General features: G+C 57.5%; 15 protein-coding genes. 13 read left to right on the forward strand and 2 right to left on the reverse strand.

Annotated elements, in window-relative coordinates:
* The gene (locus AC5SEO_RS15050) at positions 1–468 is read right to left on the reverse strand and encodes a MarR family winged helix-turn-helix transcriptional regulator (protein WP_003519242.1); all 468 of its coding nucleotides are present in this window, start codon (positions 466–468) and stop codon (positions 1–3) included.
* Positions 469–612: 144 nt separating this feature from the next.
* Here AC5SEO_RS15050 and AC5SEO_RS15055 point away from each other — a divergent pair, with 144 nt between their 5' ends.
* From AC5SEO_RS15055 to AC5SEO_RS15065, 3 genes are all read left to right on the forward strand, one after another.
* Positions 613–1,404 carry an alpha/beta fold hydrolase gene (locus tag AC5SEO_RS15055; protein WP_174069043.1) on the forward strand — a complete coding sequence of 264 codons (792 nt, stop codon included), beginning with the start codon at positions 613–615 and terminating at the stop codon, positions 1,402–1,404.
* Between the two features lie 187 nt (positions 1,405–1,591).
* Positions 1,592–2,572, forward strand: a complete 981-nt coding sequence (locus AC5SEO_RS15060; RefSeq protein WP_174069045.1) for an alpha/beta fold hydrolase — start codon at positions 1,592–1,594, stop codon at positions 2,570–2,572.
* Positions 2,573–2,647: 75 nt separating this feature from the next.
* On the forward strand, positions 2,648–3,358 hold the full coding sequence (locus AC5SEO_RS15065) for a gamma-glutamylcyclotransferase (protein WP_025595163.1): 711 nt from the start codon (positions 2,648–2,650) through the stop codon (positions 3,356–3,358).
* Here the strand turns inward: AC5SEO_RS15065 and AC5SEO_RS15070 are convergent.
* Positions 3,345–4,244: a LysR family transcriptional regulator gene (locus AC5SEO_RS15070; protein ID WP_003519235.1), complete on the reverse strand. Its 900-nt coding sequence runs from the start codon at positions 4,242–4,244 to the stop codon at positions 3,345–3,347. The two genes, AC5SEO_RS15065 and AC5SEO_RS15070, sit on opposite strands and share 14 nt — an antisense overlap.
* Before the next feature lie 120 nt (positions 4,245–4,364).
* On the opposite strand from AC5SEO_RS15070, the gene AC5SEO_RS15075 reads away from it, so the two are divergent.
* The 10 genes from AC5SEO_RS15075 (at position 4,365) to AC5SEO_RS15120 (ending at position 14,761) form a co-directional block, all read left to right on the forward strand.
* Positions 4,365–5,297: a VOC family protein gene (locus tag AC5SEO_RS15075; RefSeq protein ID WP_003519234.1), complete on the forward strand. Its 933-nt coding sequence runs from the start codon at positions 4,365–4,367 to the stop codon at positions 5,295–5,297.
* Between the two features lie 57 nt (positions 5,298–5,354).
* Positions 5,355–6,272, forward strand: coding sequence for a LysR family transcriptional regulator (locus AC5SEO_RS15080; RefSeq protein WP_013762169.1), 918 nt, complete (start codon positions 5,355–5,357; stop codon positions 6,270–6,272).
* A gap of 723 nt (positions 6,273–6,995) precedes the next feature.
* On the forward strand, positions 6,996–7,685 hold the full coding sequence (locus AC5SEO_RS15085) for a hydrolase (protein ID WP_013762171.1): 690 nt from the start codon (positions 6,996–6,998) through the stop codon (positions 7,683–7,685).
* A 62-nt stretch (positions 7,686–7,747) separates the two neighbouring features.
* Positions 7,748–8,035 carry a XapX domain-containing protein gene (locus tag AC5SEO_RS15090; protein ID WP_003519470.1) on the forward strand — a complete coding sequence of 96 codons (288 nt, stop codon included), beginning with the start codon at positions 7,748–7,750 and terminating at the stop codon, positions 8,033–8,035.
* Positions 8,035–10,017 carry an amidohydrolase gene (locus AC5SEO_RS15095; RefSeq protein ID WP_174069047.1) on the forward strand — a complete coding sequence of 661 codons (1,983 nt, stop codon included), beginning with the start codon at positions 8,035–8,037 and terminating at the stop codon, positions 10,015–10,017. Before AC5SEO_RS15090 ends, AC5SEO_RS15095 begins: the two co-directional genes overlap by 1 nt.
* A gap of 173 nt (positions 10,018–10,190) precedes the next feature.
* Entirely contained in the window at positions 10,191–10,634 is a 444-nt protein-coding gene (locus AC5SEO_RS15100; RefSeq protein WP_019566826.1) for a DoxX family protein, read from the forward strand.
* Positions 10,631–12,229 (forward strand): MFS transporter, encoded by a 1,599-nt coding sequence (locus AC5SEO_RS15105; protein WP_174069048.1) that lies wholly within the window; start codon positions 10,631–10,633, stop codon positions 12,227–12,229. The genes AC5SEO_RS15100 and AC5SEO_RS15105 overlap by 4 nt, the downstream gene beginning before the upstream one ends.
* 290 nt (positions 12,230–12,519) lie before the next feature.
* Complete coding sequence (locus AC5SEO_RS15110) at positions 12,520–12,957, forward strand: hypothetical protein (protein WP_495363898.1); 438 nt, start codon at positions 12,520–12,522, stop codon at positions 12,955–12,957.
* A gap of 218 nt (positions 12,958–13,175) precedes the next feature.
* Entirely contained in the window at positions 13,176–13,814 is a 639-nt protein-coding gene (paoA, locus tag AC5SEO_RS15115) for an aldehyde dehydrogenase iron-sulfur subunit PaoA (protein WP_003518348.1), read from the forward strand.
* Complete coding sequence (locus AC5SEO_RS15120; protein WP_174069051.1) at positions 13,811–14,761, forward strand: FAD binding domain-containing protein; 951 nt, start codon at positions 13,811–13,813, stop codon at positions 14,759–14,761. The genes paoA and AC5SEO_RS15120 overlap by 4 nt, the downstream gene beginning before the upstream one ends.
* Positions 14,762–14,763 lie beyond the last annotated feature (2 nt).

A 14,763-nucleotide genomic window follows, 5' to 3' on the forward strand; every position in this document is an offset into this window, starting at 1 on the left:
TCAGGCGGGCGCGTCCCACCCGCCGATCTGTGAATAGATCGCGTCGCGGAGATGGCGGACGTCGTGGTTCAGATCGGCCAGCTCCTTTGGAGTTTGCATTGAAGCTGCAAGCAAGGTGTCGCTGAGGCAGCCCGCCCTGTGCTGCAATGCGCGGCCTTCCTCGGTCAACGCGATCACCACCTGCCGCTCATTGCTGAGGTTTCTGGTCCTGCGCAACAAGCCGGCTGTCTCAAGGCGCTTCAAGAGCGGCGTCAGTGTGCTCGATTCCAATGCGAGGGCGTTTGCAATGGCGCCAACGGTTTGCTCATCTCCGCTCCAAAGCACGTTTAGCACGAGATATTGCGGGTACGTCAGCCCCAGCTCATCCAGAAGGGGCTTGTAAGCGCGCTGGATGGCAATGCCGGCAGTATAAATTGCGTAGCACAGCTGGTCGTGCAAGGGCGGTGGATTGTTGTGACGTATGGTCATTCTAGGCTCCTTCACACACACATATAGCCAATCATACGGCAAAAATAAATATCGCGATAAGAATTATCTTGACGGAAGCATCGGCATCTGTCAGCTTATGTATATCGCGATAACAGTTATCGCAAAACAAAAAAGGAAGAAGCCATGACACGCAACTCCGCAACCGCCCTTTCTGCAATTGCCGCCGCCGCATTGTCTGCCGCACTGCCGGCAAACGCTGCCGACACCATTTCCCAGAACCAGTCCGTAAAAAACGTCGTGCTCGTCCATGGCGCTTTTGCTGACGGCTCTGGCTGGAAGGGTGTCTACGACAATCTCACAAAGCGTGGTTACCGCGTGACCATCGTCCAGAATCCCCTGACTTCTCTCGGAGACGACGTTGCCGCCACAAAGCGTGCTCTCGAGCGGCAGGATGGTCCGGTCATTCTGGTCGGACATTCCTGGGGCGGCACGGTCATTACAGAAGCGGGCGTTGATGAAAAGGTTGCTGGCCTTGTCTATGTCTCTGCGCTCTCACCAGATGCCGGTGAAACGACAGCCCAGCAATATCAGGGGTTTGCTCCCGCATCGGAATTCGTCATCGAAACCACGAAGGATGGTTTTGGATATGTAAGCCCGGCAAAGTTCAAGGCTGGTTTTGCTCATGACGTTAGCGATGCCGATGTTGCGTTCATGAGGGACGCTCAGGTCCCGATCAACATGTCGGCGTTCGGCACGAAGCTCGAACATGCTGCCTGGCGCACCAAGCCCAGCTGGGCTGTGATCGCTACCGAGGACAAGGCATTCGACCAGGCAATGCTGATCCATATGGCCGAACGCATCAAAGCCAAGATCACCAAGGTCTCAGCAAGCCACGCCCTGTTCATGACGCAGCCGACGGTCGTCGCTGATACCATCGATGCTGCCGCCAAGGCCGTCTCGGCAAAGCAGAAATGATAGATTCCGCGTTATCGGGACAATCCGCACTGTCCCGATAACGACCGGAACGTATTATTTCGAATTTCACAACAAACTATGAATTATTAGTTCAATTGTTGTGCCCGCGACTTGGTAGCAATATCCACGCATCAGACGAGCAACGGCGTCGCCTGAAACACGAAACCATACACTTGCAGGACGTGAAATGACCCAGAACGACTTTTCCATAACGCGCCGTGGCGCACTGCTTTCAGTTGGTGCAGCCGCAGCGGCGATGGCCATTTCACCCGTATTCACCTTCGCAGCAAACGCTGCCCCCACCAACACATCAATCGAAGGAAACAAGACCATGGGTACTATCACCACTAAGGACGGCGTCGAAATATTCTACAAGGATTGGGGCTCCAAGGATGCTCAGCCCATCGTATTTCATCACGGCTGGCCGTTATCGTCTGACGACTGGGATGCCCAGATGCTGTTCTTCCTCGCCAACGGTTACCGGGTCGTTGCCCATGATCGCCGTGGCCACGGACGCTCTGCCCAGGTTTCCGAAGGGCATGATATGGACCACTATGCCGCCGACGCTTTCGCTGTCGTCGAAGCGCTGGATCTGAAAAATGCCGTGCATATCGGCCATTCCACCGGCGGTGGCGAAGTGGCGCGCTATGTGGCGAAGTTTGGTCAGCCGGCCGGTCGTGTAGCCAAGGCCGTTCTGGTATCGGCAGTCCCACCGCTGATGCTGAAGACCTCAGCCAATCCCGAAGGCCTGCCGATCGAAGTGTTCGACGGCTTCCGTTCGGCGCTGGCGGCCAATCGGGCGCAATTCTTCCGCGATGTCCCGGCCGGCCCGTTCTACGGTTTTAACCGCGATGGCGCCAAGGTTCAGGAAGGCGTAATCCAGAATTGGTGGCGCCAGGGCATGATGGGCGGTGCAAAGGCGCACTATGATGGCATCAAGGCCTTCTCCGAAACCGACCAGACGGAAGATCTGAAGGCAATCACGGTGCCGACGCTCGTTCTCCACGGCGAAGACGATCAGATCGTTCCAATCGCGGATTCTGCACTGAAGTCCGCCAAGCTGCTGAAGAATGGTTCGCTGAAGACCTATCCCGGCTTCTCGCATGGCATGCTGACCGTGAATGCCGATGTGCTGAACGCCGATCTTCTGGCATTCATTCGATCCTGACGATAAGAGGTGGCCGTGGCGGAACCTGCCACGGCCACTGATGCAATCCTTGCCGTACTACCGATCGAGACGACGATGCAGTTGACGCCCGAGCTTGTAGCCCTGACCATCAGAGACGTCCGTGACGACGGCCCGGAGCCGGGCTGGACGCCGTTATCTGAAACAGAACTTGACGCTCTGGTTGCCGCTATCGAGCGTGAAGCCGATAGCGATCCGATCTGGGTGTTTGCATACGGTTCCCTCATCTGGAATCCTGAGTTCAAGCCAGCCGGCAGGCGACGTGCCACCGCCCATGGCTGGCATCGTTCGTTTTCCCTGAAAATCGAGCGCTGGCGGGCAACGAGCGCGCAGCCAGGTCTGATGATGGCGCTTGAGCGTGGTGGACAGTGCGACGGCGTCATCCTGCAACTCTCGTCCGAGCGGCGGCGTGACGACCTTCGAGCTCTCGTCGCCCGCGAAATCAGGTATCGGGAAGTCATCGACATGGTGCGCTGGGTAAAGGTCAAAACGCCTGACGGCATCCAGAAGGCTCTGACATTCTGGGCGAGCACAAAGCGCGCGGGTCTCACGGCGCCGCTACCGGTGGAAACGACCGCAAAACTGATCGCCAGCGCCTGCGGAGAGGGCGGTTCCTGCGCCCAGTATCTGCACAACACGATCGTCGATCTTCAGGCAGAGGGCATTCGCGATCGAAACCTCTGGCAGTTACAGGCGCGGGTCGCGGCCGAGATCTCCGCACAGCAAGGACGCTGTGGCGGGACAGTCCGGGATATCAATCAAGCATGACCATCTGCGCCGCAACCTGCTCCTCGAAGAATTTGGAGAAGGATGCAATGCGGGGAGGCAGAGCCTGATAGGGCGGGTAGTAGAGGGTCAACCACAGATCGGGTGGAGCCCAGCCCTTGAAGACGTGCACGAGGCGCCCACTCTTGAGGTGTTCCGAGACATGAAAGTTCGGCAGCATGGCAACGCCTGCTCCATCTGCGGCCATGTCGGCCAGAACCTCACCATTATTGGCGCTGAAGGCGCGCCCTGCCGATATCGTCATGCTCGAGCCGCCGTCCGAGAGCACCCAGTTCTCTCGCCGGCTTTCGCCGCTATAGGCGAGGCAATCGTCTGGCGTCAGCTCGTTCGGATGCTGCATCTCGACAAACCGGCTTCCCGGTGCCGCAACCAGAATGCGCGGCACGACGCGGATTTTCCTCCATATCGTGAACTTGTCCGATGGCTGAGACGAGATGCGGATCGCCAGATCGTAGTCATCATCAACGATATTCACCAGTCCGTCGGACAGTGATATCTCGAAGCCCATCTTCGGGTACCGCTCTTTGAAGCCGGAGAGGATCGGTGGGAGCACCGCCTTGCCAAACCACGTCGGCGCACTGATCCTGAGACGCCCTTCGTCGGCTTTGTGAGCGTTCATCACGTCGCGGCGCGCTTCTTCAAGCGTCTTCACCGCCGGCTGAATCTGGGCGGCGAAGATCGCACCGTCTGTTGTCAGCGACACTTGCCGGGTCGTACGGACAAACAGCTGAACGCCGAGTTCGGCTTCAAGTGCCGCAATAGCCCTTGTGACTGCAGCCGGCGTCATGTCGAGTTCGCGGGCAACCTGGGCGAAATTTCGCTTTTCGGCCGCAAGGAGGAAGGTTCGCAGAGCTTTGTAATCGTTCATTGGGATTGTTTCAAAAAGAGCAACGCAGTCGAAATGAATATTGCAATTCTCTGGCGTGATCAATCGGCCTAGATATTCGTCAACAGCCAAACACTAACGGCGACATTGAAAGGCAAGGACATGATCAAGGATATCAAGGGACTGCATCACGTAACCTCAATGGCTTCGGATGCGCGTCAGAACAATCGCTTCTTCACCGACACACTGGGCCTGCGTCGCGTCAAGCAGACCGTTAACTTCGACGACCCGAACGTCTACCACCTTTATTATGGTGACGAGAACGGCTCCGCAGGCACCGTCATGACCTACTTCCCGTTCCCGAACATGATGCTGGGTCGTCCCGGTGTTGGTGAGGTCGGGGAAACCCAGTTCTCTGTGCCAAAGGGCGCATTGAAATTCTGGCAGGATCGGTTTACCGCGCACGGTGTCGATGGCTTGAAAACTGACACCGTCTTTGGCGCCAATAGACTTCAATTCATGGGTCCGGACGGTGACAGTCTGGCGCTGATAGAATCTGCCGATGACAACCGCGCTCCGTGGCTGGCGGACGGCATTCCGGGCGATGCAGCTATCCGCGGTTTTGCCGGCGCCCGGTTCAGCCTGCACGATACTGCCGCGACAGAAGAGCTTCTGGGTTTCATGGGGTATCAACGCGCCGAGAAGGAAGGTGACGTGACCCGCTTTATCATTCCCAATGGAAACGGCGCCGATACGATTGATGTCGCAGCACTGCCGAAAACGTCGTTTGCCCGTCAGGGCGCCGGTTCGGTTCACCATATCGCCTTTGCCGTCGAAAACCGCGAAAAGCAACTCGAAGTTCGCAAGGCACTGATGGACACCGGTTATCAGGTTACGCCCGTCATTGACCGCGATTATTTCTGGGCAATCTACTTCCGCACACCAGGCGGCGTGTTGTTCGAGATTGCCACGAACGAGCCGGGGTTTGACCGGGACGAGGACACGGCACATCTGGGCGAGGCGCTTAAGTTGCCGAGCCGGTATGAAGCGTTCCGTGACCAGATCCAGGCAAATCTCGAGCCGCTGACTGCCTAACAACCCCCGCTCACTGGTGTCTGTGGCAACTGATCGGGCTTCTATGGAGAAATGCCAATGGATCAATTGGGAGCAATCAGAGCCTTTGTTCGCGTCGTCGAGGCCGGATCCTTTGCAAAGGCTGCCAGCACGATGGGTGCGCCACGGTCCACCGTGAGCAAGCTTGTTCAGGATCTTGAGGCCAGCTTGAGCCTCAAATTGCTGGAACGAACGACACGTTCACTCACGGTGACACCCGAGGGCGTTGCTTATTACGAGCGCGCCCTCCGGCTGATCGCCGATTTCGATGAAATGAACAACGAGGCGACCCGCGGGCGCCTTGCCACCAGGGGAAAACTTCGTGTTGACGTTGGAGGGACCTTCGCCAATACGATTCTGATCCCTCGGTTGCCAGAGTTTTACGCGCTCTATCCAGAGATCGAGTTGCACCTTGGTGTGACAGAACGTCAGGCCGACATCGTTGAAGAGGGAATAGATTGCGTCATTCGTGCCGGAGATCTGCCCAGCGCATCTCTTGTTGCGAAGAAACTATGCAGCGTCGAGATAGTAACCTGCGCCACCCCGGCGTACCTCGAAAAATACGGCGTGCCAGCTTCGCCATCGGATCTGCAGCGTGATCATGTTTTCGTTCAGTACTTTTTCGCGCGCAGCCTGAAGGCCGCACCAGTGCGATTGATGAATGGTGACGAGAAAATAGAAATCTATAGCCCCATCAAGCTCTCCACCAGTGATGCGACTGCGCATTTGCATGGAATATTGGCGGGGCTGGGTATTGGACAGACATTTGAATTCTTGGCACGCGCCCATATCGCTCGCGGCGCACTGGTCCCCATCCTGCAAGATTGGGCGCCACCACGTTATCCTGTTCACATAGTTAGGCCAGCGGGCCGGTTTCCGAGCGTGAAGTATCGGGTATTTGCAGACTGGGTTGCGGGCGTGTTTTCTGCCTACGACGAGGGTACCGCCACGTCCTGATAGCTTTATCCATATCCATGGATAGTTACTCCACAACGGCGGGCTTCTCCACGTTCTCCTTTGACGATATCCCACGGCTGATGTGAGCCCGTGGCTCTATCCCGAATGGGAGTATGCTTTGACAGGCTTGGCTCCTTGGTCGCACGAACCCACCTGCAATTTGGAATAACGGTTGTTCAGATCAAGTATAAGGCGACGTGATCGCGATATGGGGCGTCAATGCCAACGGTGACCCGCCATCTTGTCGCGTCAATACTCAACGGCAGACTGCCAAGGATTACGCGGCTCACACACCGCGCAACCGTTGTTCACTGGCAGTGCCGCGCAGAGCAAATTCAGCCAAATCGCTTCCCACCGAACAGCGAAACCAAGGACGCTGCAGAGGTCTTCAAGGCCGACTCTGCGCATCAAATTTCCTTCAGAAGTTTTCGGAAAGAGTGGCCGCGTATCGCAGCCCCGTGCGAAGTCCGCAGCTCAGCCGGATCGAGAGATTATTATTGCGATAAAAGCAATTCATTCGCAATTAATATTGCAATTCTACGGAGTCGCAAGTCGCGCTACCTTTTCTTTCAGCAGCCGAGGCAGCAAGCGAAAGAAAGCATCGGTTTCAACCTCCCGACGGTCTTGGAAGCTGTGGCCCTGGGCACGGCATCCGACCGAAAGGTCCTGCTCATTTCATAACCGGCCGCATTCGCGGTCCAAAACAACCGAAGAGGAATTGACATGTCCAAGCTTGAAGTTCTTACCCCCGCCAACAGCCAGCTCATTTTCATCGATCAGCAGCCGCAGATGGCATTCGGCGTTCAGTCTATCGACCGCCAGACCCTGAAGAACAACGTTGTTGGCTTGGCCAAGGCTGCCAAGATTTTCAACGTGCCAACCACGATTACCACGGTTGAGACCGAGAGCTTCTCCGGCAACACCTTCCCCGAACTTTTGGCCGTCTATCCGCAGAATGACATCCTTGAACGCACCTCGATGAACTCCTGGGATGATCAGAACGTACGCGATGCGCTGGCAAAGAATGCTGCCAACGGCCGCAAGAAGATTGTCGTCTCCGGTCTGTGGACCGAAGTCTGCAACACGACCTTTGCACTCTCTGCTTTGCATGACGTTCCGGAGTACGAAATCTACATGGTCGCCGATGCTTCCGGCGGCACCTCTTCCGATGCGCACAAATATGCAATGGACCGCATGGTGCAGGCTGGCGTCATACCCGTCACCTGGCAGCAGGTCTTGCTCGAATGGCAGCGCGACTGGGCTCGCAAGGAAACCTACGATGCGGTCACCACACTGGTGAAGGAGCATTCCGGCGCTTACGGCATGGGCATCGATTACGCAGTCACCCACGTCCACGGCGGTGCCGAACGGGTCAGCCATGGCAAGCGCATCGGGCCGAACCCCGCGAAGTAAGCCAGATCAACCGCTCCGGTGACGCATCGGAGCGGTTGTCCGTTTTAACGAGGATGACTCTCATGAAAATCTATCTTCTGTCTCTTGGCGCGGGTCTGCTGGTCGGCATCGTCTACAGCCTGCTCAACGTGCGTTCGCCTGCTCCGCCGGTTATCGCGCTTGTCGGCCTGCTCGGCATTCTCGTCGGTGAGCAGATCATCCCGCTTGCCAAATCGCTCTGGAGCAAGGAGCCGGCAGCGGTTTCCTGGCTCCAGCAGGTGAAGCCGCACATGTTCGGTCACATGCCGAAGGGCGGAAATTCTCCGGAGATTGCCCATCGTTCGCAAACCAATTTGGAGGAGCGGAGCTGATGACGACGCGCCGAACCTTCCTTGGAGCGGCCTCGAGCCTGGCGTTTTCGAACCTCTTCTCAAAGGCCAATGCCGCCGATCCCAACCAGACCGGAATAGATACCATGCACCCAGACTTGATCCTCCATAACGGTCGTTTCACGACCCTTGACCGCACCAATCCAAACGCGACCGCGGTCGCCATCAAGGATGGACTGTTTCTTGAAGTCGGTTCAGACAGCGAGGTCATGTCCCTTGCTGGTTCCAACACCAGGATCGTCGATCTCAAGGGCAAGCGCGTTCTGCCCGGCCTCATCGATAACCACACCCACGTTGTGCGTGGCGGGCTAAACTACAATATGGAATTGCGCTGGGACGGCGTGCGCTCGCTGGCAGATGCAATGGACATGCTCAAGCGCCAGGTGGCGATAACGCCAGCCCCGCAATGGGTGCGTGTTGTCGGCGGGTTCACCGAACACCAGTTTGCGGAGAAGCGTCTGCCGACGATCGAGGAGATCAACGCGGTCGCGCCAGATACCCCAGTATTTCTTCTGCACCTTTATGACCGCGCGCTCTTGAACGGCGCTGCACTGCGCGCCGTCGGTTACACCCGCGATACGCCCAATCCACCCGGTGGCGAAATCACCCGTGATGCCAACGGCAATCCGACTGGCCTGTTGCTGGCCAAGCCTAATGCCGGCATTCTCTACTCCACCCTTGCCAAGGGACCCAAACTGCCTCTCGACTATCAGGTCAACTCCACCCGCCATTTCATGCGTGAGCTCAATCGTCTTGGCGTAACGGGTGTGATTGATGCAGGCGGTGGCTTCCAGAACTACCCTGATGACTACGAGGTCATTCAAAAACTCTCTGACGAGAACCAGATGACGGTGCGTCTGGCCTACAATCTCTTCACCCAGAAGCCCAAGGAAGAAAAGCAAGACTTTCTCAACTGGACGTCTTCAGTCAAATACAAGCAGGGCAACGACTATTTCCGTCATAACGGTGCCGGCGAAATGCTGGTCTTCTCCGCGGCGGACTTCGAGGACTTTCGCCAGCCACGTCCGGAAATGGCGCCGGAAATGGAAGGCGAACTCGAAGAAGTGGTGCGCGTTCTGGCCGAGAACCGTTGGCCATGGCGCATGCACGCCACGTATGACGAGACAATTTCCCGTTCGCTTGATGTCTTCGAGAAGGTCAACAAGGACATTCCGCTTGAAGGTCTGAACTGGTTCTTCGACCATGCCGAAACCATCTCGGACCGGTCCATCGACCGCATTGCGGCCCTTGGTGGCGGCATCGCAACCCAGCATCGCATGGCCTATCAGGGCGAATATTTTGTCGAGCGATATGGCCAAGGCGTTGCCGAAGCGACCCCACCGATCCGAAAGATGCTCGACAAGGGCGTCAACGTTTCCGCCGGCACGGATGCGACCCGCGTCGCCTCCTACAACCCCTGGGTCTCGTTGTCCTGGATGGTGACCGGCAAGACGGTTGGTGGCATGCAACTCTATCCGCGTGCCAACTGCCTCGATCGCGAGACGGCTCTGCGGATGTGGACTGAAAAAGTCACATGGTTTTCGAATGAAGAAGGCAAGAAAGGCCGTATCGAGAAAGGCCAGTTCGCCGACCTTGTCGTTCCCGACAAGGACTTCTTCTCCTGCGCCGAAGACGAGATCTCGTTCCTGGTATCGGAGCTGACCATGGTTGGCGGCAAAATCGTCTATGGAGCGGGTGACTTCAAAACGCTCGACGAGAACGACGTGCCGCCTGCAATGCCCGACTGGTCTCCAGTCCGCAAGTTCGGCGGATATGCGGCATGGGGCGAGCCGGAAGGTGCTGGCGCGCGGTCTCTAAGGCGCACGGCTATCTCGACCTGTGGCTGCGCCAGTGATTGCGGCGTGCATCGTCACGACCATGCGGGAGCCTGGACCTCGAAACTTCCGATCGCCGACCTCAAGGGTTTCTTCGGCGCTCTTGGCTGCTCTTGCTGGGCAGTCTGATCGTGCCCTCGCTTGGGCGACTTCTGTTCGCCCAAGCGATCCGACCCCATAATTGCAATATTAGCAATTAAATCGAAACTATTGCTGCAATTGTTGGCAGAGCGATCACCGGCCAATATCGCTCCATCAAACGCGGCCGCTCGATCACGTCAGCGACCAAAAAGGAGCAGGATATGACCTACCAATCCCCTATATCGAATTCGGCCTTGAGCGGACTTGCACGCGTCGTCGGCTCTCCCATTACGAGAACTGTATCGCTGCTTGCTCTCTGCGCTGCCTACATCCAGGGTCCACTCACCAAGATTTTCGATTTCAATGGCGCGCTTGCTGAGATGAATCATTTCGGTCTGCACCCTGCCGCTCTCTTTGCCGTCGTCGTCATCGTGTTCGAGCTTACGGCCTCCGCGATGGTGGTCTCGGGCTTCCTGCGCTGGGCAGGCGCACTCGCACTTGCAGGCTTTACGCTTCTCGCAACGTTCATTGCTCTTCGCTTCTGGGAAATGGCGCCCGGCATGGACCGCATGATGGCAACGAACGCCTTCTTCGAACACATCGGTCTGGCCGGTGCATTCATCTTCGTTGCAGCGGCCGATCTTGCAAAGGGAGCGGGTAAATGAGCGCCACGAAAACATCCGGGGGCACCTTTGCTCCTCTCGCACAGCCCGTCTTCGCGGTCCTGTGGATTGCAACGGTTCTCGGCAATACCGGAAGCTTCATGCGCGATGTCGCAAGCTCATGGCTGATGACGGACCTCTCGGCATCGCCTGCTGCAGTCGCCATGGTTCAGGCGGCCGGAACATTGCCGATCTTCCTGCTTGCCATTCCGGCAGGCGTTCTCACCGACATTCTGGATCGCCGCAAGTTCCTGATTGCGGTCCAGCTCCTGCTGGCCTCCGTAAGTATCTCGCTGATGGTCCTCTCGCAGACAGGCATGCTTTCCGTGAGCGCACTGATCGGCCTGACCTTTCTCGGCGGCATTGGTGCCGCATTGATGGGCCCGACCTGGCAGGCGATTGTTCCTGAACTGGTGAAACGCGAGGACGTGAAGAGCGCTGTCGCTCTCAACTCCCTCGGCATCAATATCGCTCGTTCCATCGGCCCAGCTGCTGGCGGTTTGCTTCTGGCAGCGTTCGGGGCGGGGATCACCTACGGCGCAGACGTTGCAAGCTACATCTTCGTTATCGCGGCTCTGGTGTGGTGGCCACGTGCCAAAAACGCCAACGACGCTCTACAAGAGAACTTCTTCGGCGCGTTCAGGGCTGGCCTACGTTACACTCGCTCAAGCCGCCCCCTGCATGTCGTCCTTCTTCGTGCCGCCATCTTCTTCGCATTCGCCAGTGCCGTCTGGGCACTTCTTCCGCTGGTTGCCCGTCAACTGCTGGGTGGTGATGCCAGCTTCTACGGTATTCTGCTTGGTGCGGTCGGCGCCGGTGCGATCGGTGGAGCATTGGTCATGCCGAGGCTACGCGAACGCCTGAGCTCGGATGGTTTGCTTCTTGGCGCAGCGGTGATCACCGCAGTTGTCATGGGTGTCCTTTCGCTAGCCCCGCCGAAGATCGTCGCCATTATCGCTCTTCTGTTCCTCGGTGGTGCTTGGATCACCGCCCTGACGACCCTGAACGGGGCAGCCCAGGCTGTTCTGCCCAACTGGGTGCGTGGGCGTGGCCTTGCTGTCTATCTGACCGTATTCAACGGAGCCATGACGGCGGGCAGCCTCGGCTGGGGTGCTGTGGGCGAAGCCGTTGGAATTCAGACGACATTGCTTATCGGTGCAGCTGGCTTGCTCGTTGCGGGGTTCATTATGCACCGCGTAAAGCTCCCGGCTGGTGACGCCGACATGGTGCCGTCCAACCACTGGCCGGAACCGCTGGTCGCCGAGCCTGTTGCTCATGACCGTGGTCCTGTCCTGATCCTCATCGAGTACAAGGTCGAGAAACAGCATCGTTCAGCCTTCCTGCGTGCTCTCGACCACCTGTCTCAAGAACGCCGCCGCGATGGTGCCTATGGGTGGGGTGTGACGGAAGATTCCGCCGATCCGGAAAAGATCGTCGAGTGGTTCATGGTGGAATCCTGGGCTGAGCACCTCCGCCAGCACAAGCGGGTTTCCAACGCCGATGCAGACGTGCAGGGAAAGGTTCTGACCTACCATGTTGGTCCGGACAAACCCGTCGTTCGTCACTTCCTGACGATCAATCGGCCAGGGGCGGCGTAAATATTCCATAAAAAGGGCGGCTCTGGCCGCTCTTTTTTTATGCCATTTGACACAGGAAACTTGGAGCCGACTAAACTTTTCTCATTCATCCGTTGTCGTGAGAAGGTACCAGATGGATGTGGGCCATCCTCCCCGCCAGAAAAGCCTGACCAAACGGCGCATATACGGATCGATTAACCGGCTCCTGCTGCATTCGAAGCGAAAAAGCCGCAATCCAGCTTTACAACTGTCTGAAAGACGTGGAGGAGCGTGGTACCGTGAAACATCCTATCCCAGCGCTGTTTGTATGTATGGCGTCGCTCGTCGCCTCAGCCGCCCCCGTTTTCGCAAATTGCTTTTCTCTGGTTGGGCGGCCTGAATGGCCGCTCATTGCAGGGGCAGTTTCCTCAGCACAGGTTTGTGAGCAGCTCCCAGCCGGACCCAACCAAACTCGCAGTTTCCGCGTGCAATCCGCAGAACTTTGCCGTGGCGTGGATCAAAACTCCACTCTCAGAGCTACGGCCATAGTTACTTGCGAAAGCCCTCCCGACGCGCTTTTCGAGATGCCACCGATGCAGTCGGAGATTGCGGTGATCGTTTCAGTCAACGAAAGAGCATGCAAAATCACCGATGCTCAAATTCAGATCGGCGGTGAGCTGGGAAGCCTCCTGCCCGGCACGATGGATGCCAGCGAACTCGCGAGGCGCTGGACGGGGTCGCAATTGTCGCAACTCTGCCAGATGCGTTAGTTTTATGAGCGCGTGGTCTACTCCATCTCTCGAAAGAGAGCCTGGGTGACAGTGGGCGGCTTACTGTGGCTGCCCCGTGGATCGCTTATGCCGATTTATGAGCCTCGCTAATAAGTGTTAGCGAAAAGGCGCATCTAATCATCTTCTTTTGCTTCCCTATGTTGAGATATGGCGTTTCTCCGAATGCGCCAGGCCATCAATAACGAATGGAGCTGGAGATGAGAGATCACTCACATTTGGAACTTTCGCGGCGGGACTTACTTGTTTCCTCGGCGGCGGCAATTGCTGTCACGGGAGTTGCGGCAAAAGGAGCCGCAGCACAGTCCTCGGGGGAAGAAATGAATTTCAAGACAAGTGTTTCCTTCAAAGTGAACGGCGAGATGCATGATCTCGAACTCGACAATCGCACGAGCTTGCTCGACGCCTTGCGCGAGCACCTTCATCTAACCGGCACAAAGAAAGGCTGCGATCACGGACAGTGCGGCGCTTGTACCGTGATGGTGGATGGACGCCGGATCAATTCGTGCCTGACGTTGGCTGTGATGCACGACGGTGACGAGGTCACCACCATCGAGGGCCTCGGACAACCTGGAAACCTGCATCCCATGCAAGCCGCATTCATAAAACACGACGGTTTTCAGTGTGGTTACTGTACTCCCGGACAAATCTGTTCCTCCGTGGCGGTCTTGGAGGAAATCAAGTCGAATATCCCAAGCCACGCCACTGCAGACATTTCCGCAAAGGTGGAAGTCACCGCGGCAGAAGTTCGGGAACGAATGAGCGGCAACATCTGTCGATGCGGCGCCTACTCGAACATTCTCGATGCAATTGCCGAAGTCGGGGGGATCGAAGCATGAGAGCCTTCACATACGAGCGAGCCACAACGGCTCAGGCGGCAGCGAAAGCGGCAGCAGCCAATCCGGAAGCCAAATTCATCGCCGGCGGGACAAATATCCTGGACTTGATGAAGCTGGAGATCGAGCACCCGGCGCATCTCATCGACATCAACGGAGTTGGTCTCGACAAGATCGAAACCACCTCTGATGGCGGTCTGCGCATAGGGGCTCTGGTCCGCAATACCGATCTGGCAAGCGACGAGACTGTCCGTCGCGACTATGGTTTGCTTACCCGCGCCCTGGTCGCCGGGGCGTCTGGTCAACTGCGAAACAAGGCCACCACCGCGGGCAATCTCCTCCAGCGCACGCGCTGTCCGTATTTCTATGACACCAACCAACCGTGCAACAAGCGGCAGCCGGGAAGCGGATGTTCGGCCCTTGGCGGTTTTTCGCGACAGCATGCAGTCGTCGGAAGCAGCGAATCCTGTATCGCCACCCATCCCAGCGACATGGCTGTTGCGATGAGGGCGCTCGACGCAACCGTCGAAACGGTCAATGGCGACGGCCGTAGCCGCGCAATCCCGATCGCAGACTTTCACAGGCTTCCCGGCGATACCCCACACATCGAGACGGTCCTGGAGCCGGGCGAGTTCATAACTGCGGTCACGCTGCCGAAGCCAATTGGGGGCAAGCATATCTATCGCAAGGTGCGCGATCGGGCCTCCTACGCGTTTGCGCTCGTATCCGTCGCTGCGGTGATCCAGCCGGATGGCACCGGCCGCGTGGCTGTCGGTGGCGTAGCTCACAAGCCCTGGCGAACAGGCTCAGGTGACCAGGAGCTGAAGAGCAGTGCAAAAGCCGCAAGTGCGGCACTTCTCGGCGACGCTCGCCCGACGGAGCAAAATCGCTTCAAGATAACCCTCGTGGAACGAACGATCGGTGCGGTGATCGCAGAGGCAAGGGGATAACG

It is taken from the genome of Agrobacterium sp. K11 (assembly GCF_059429395.1).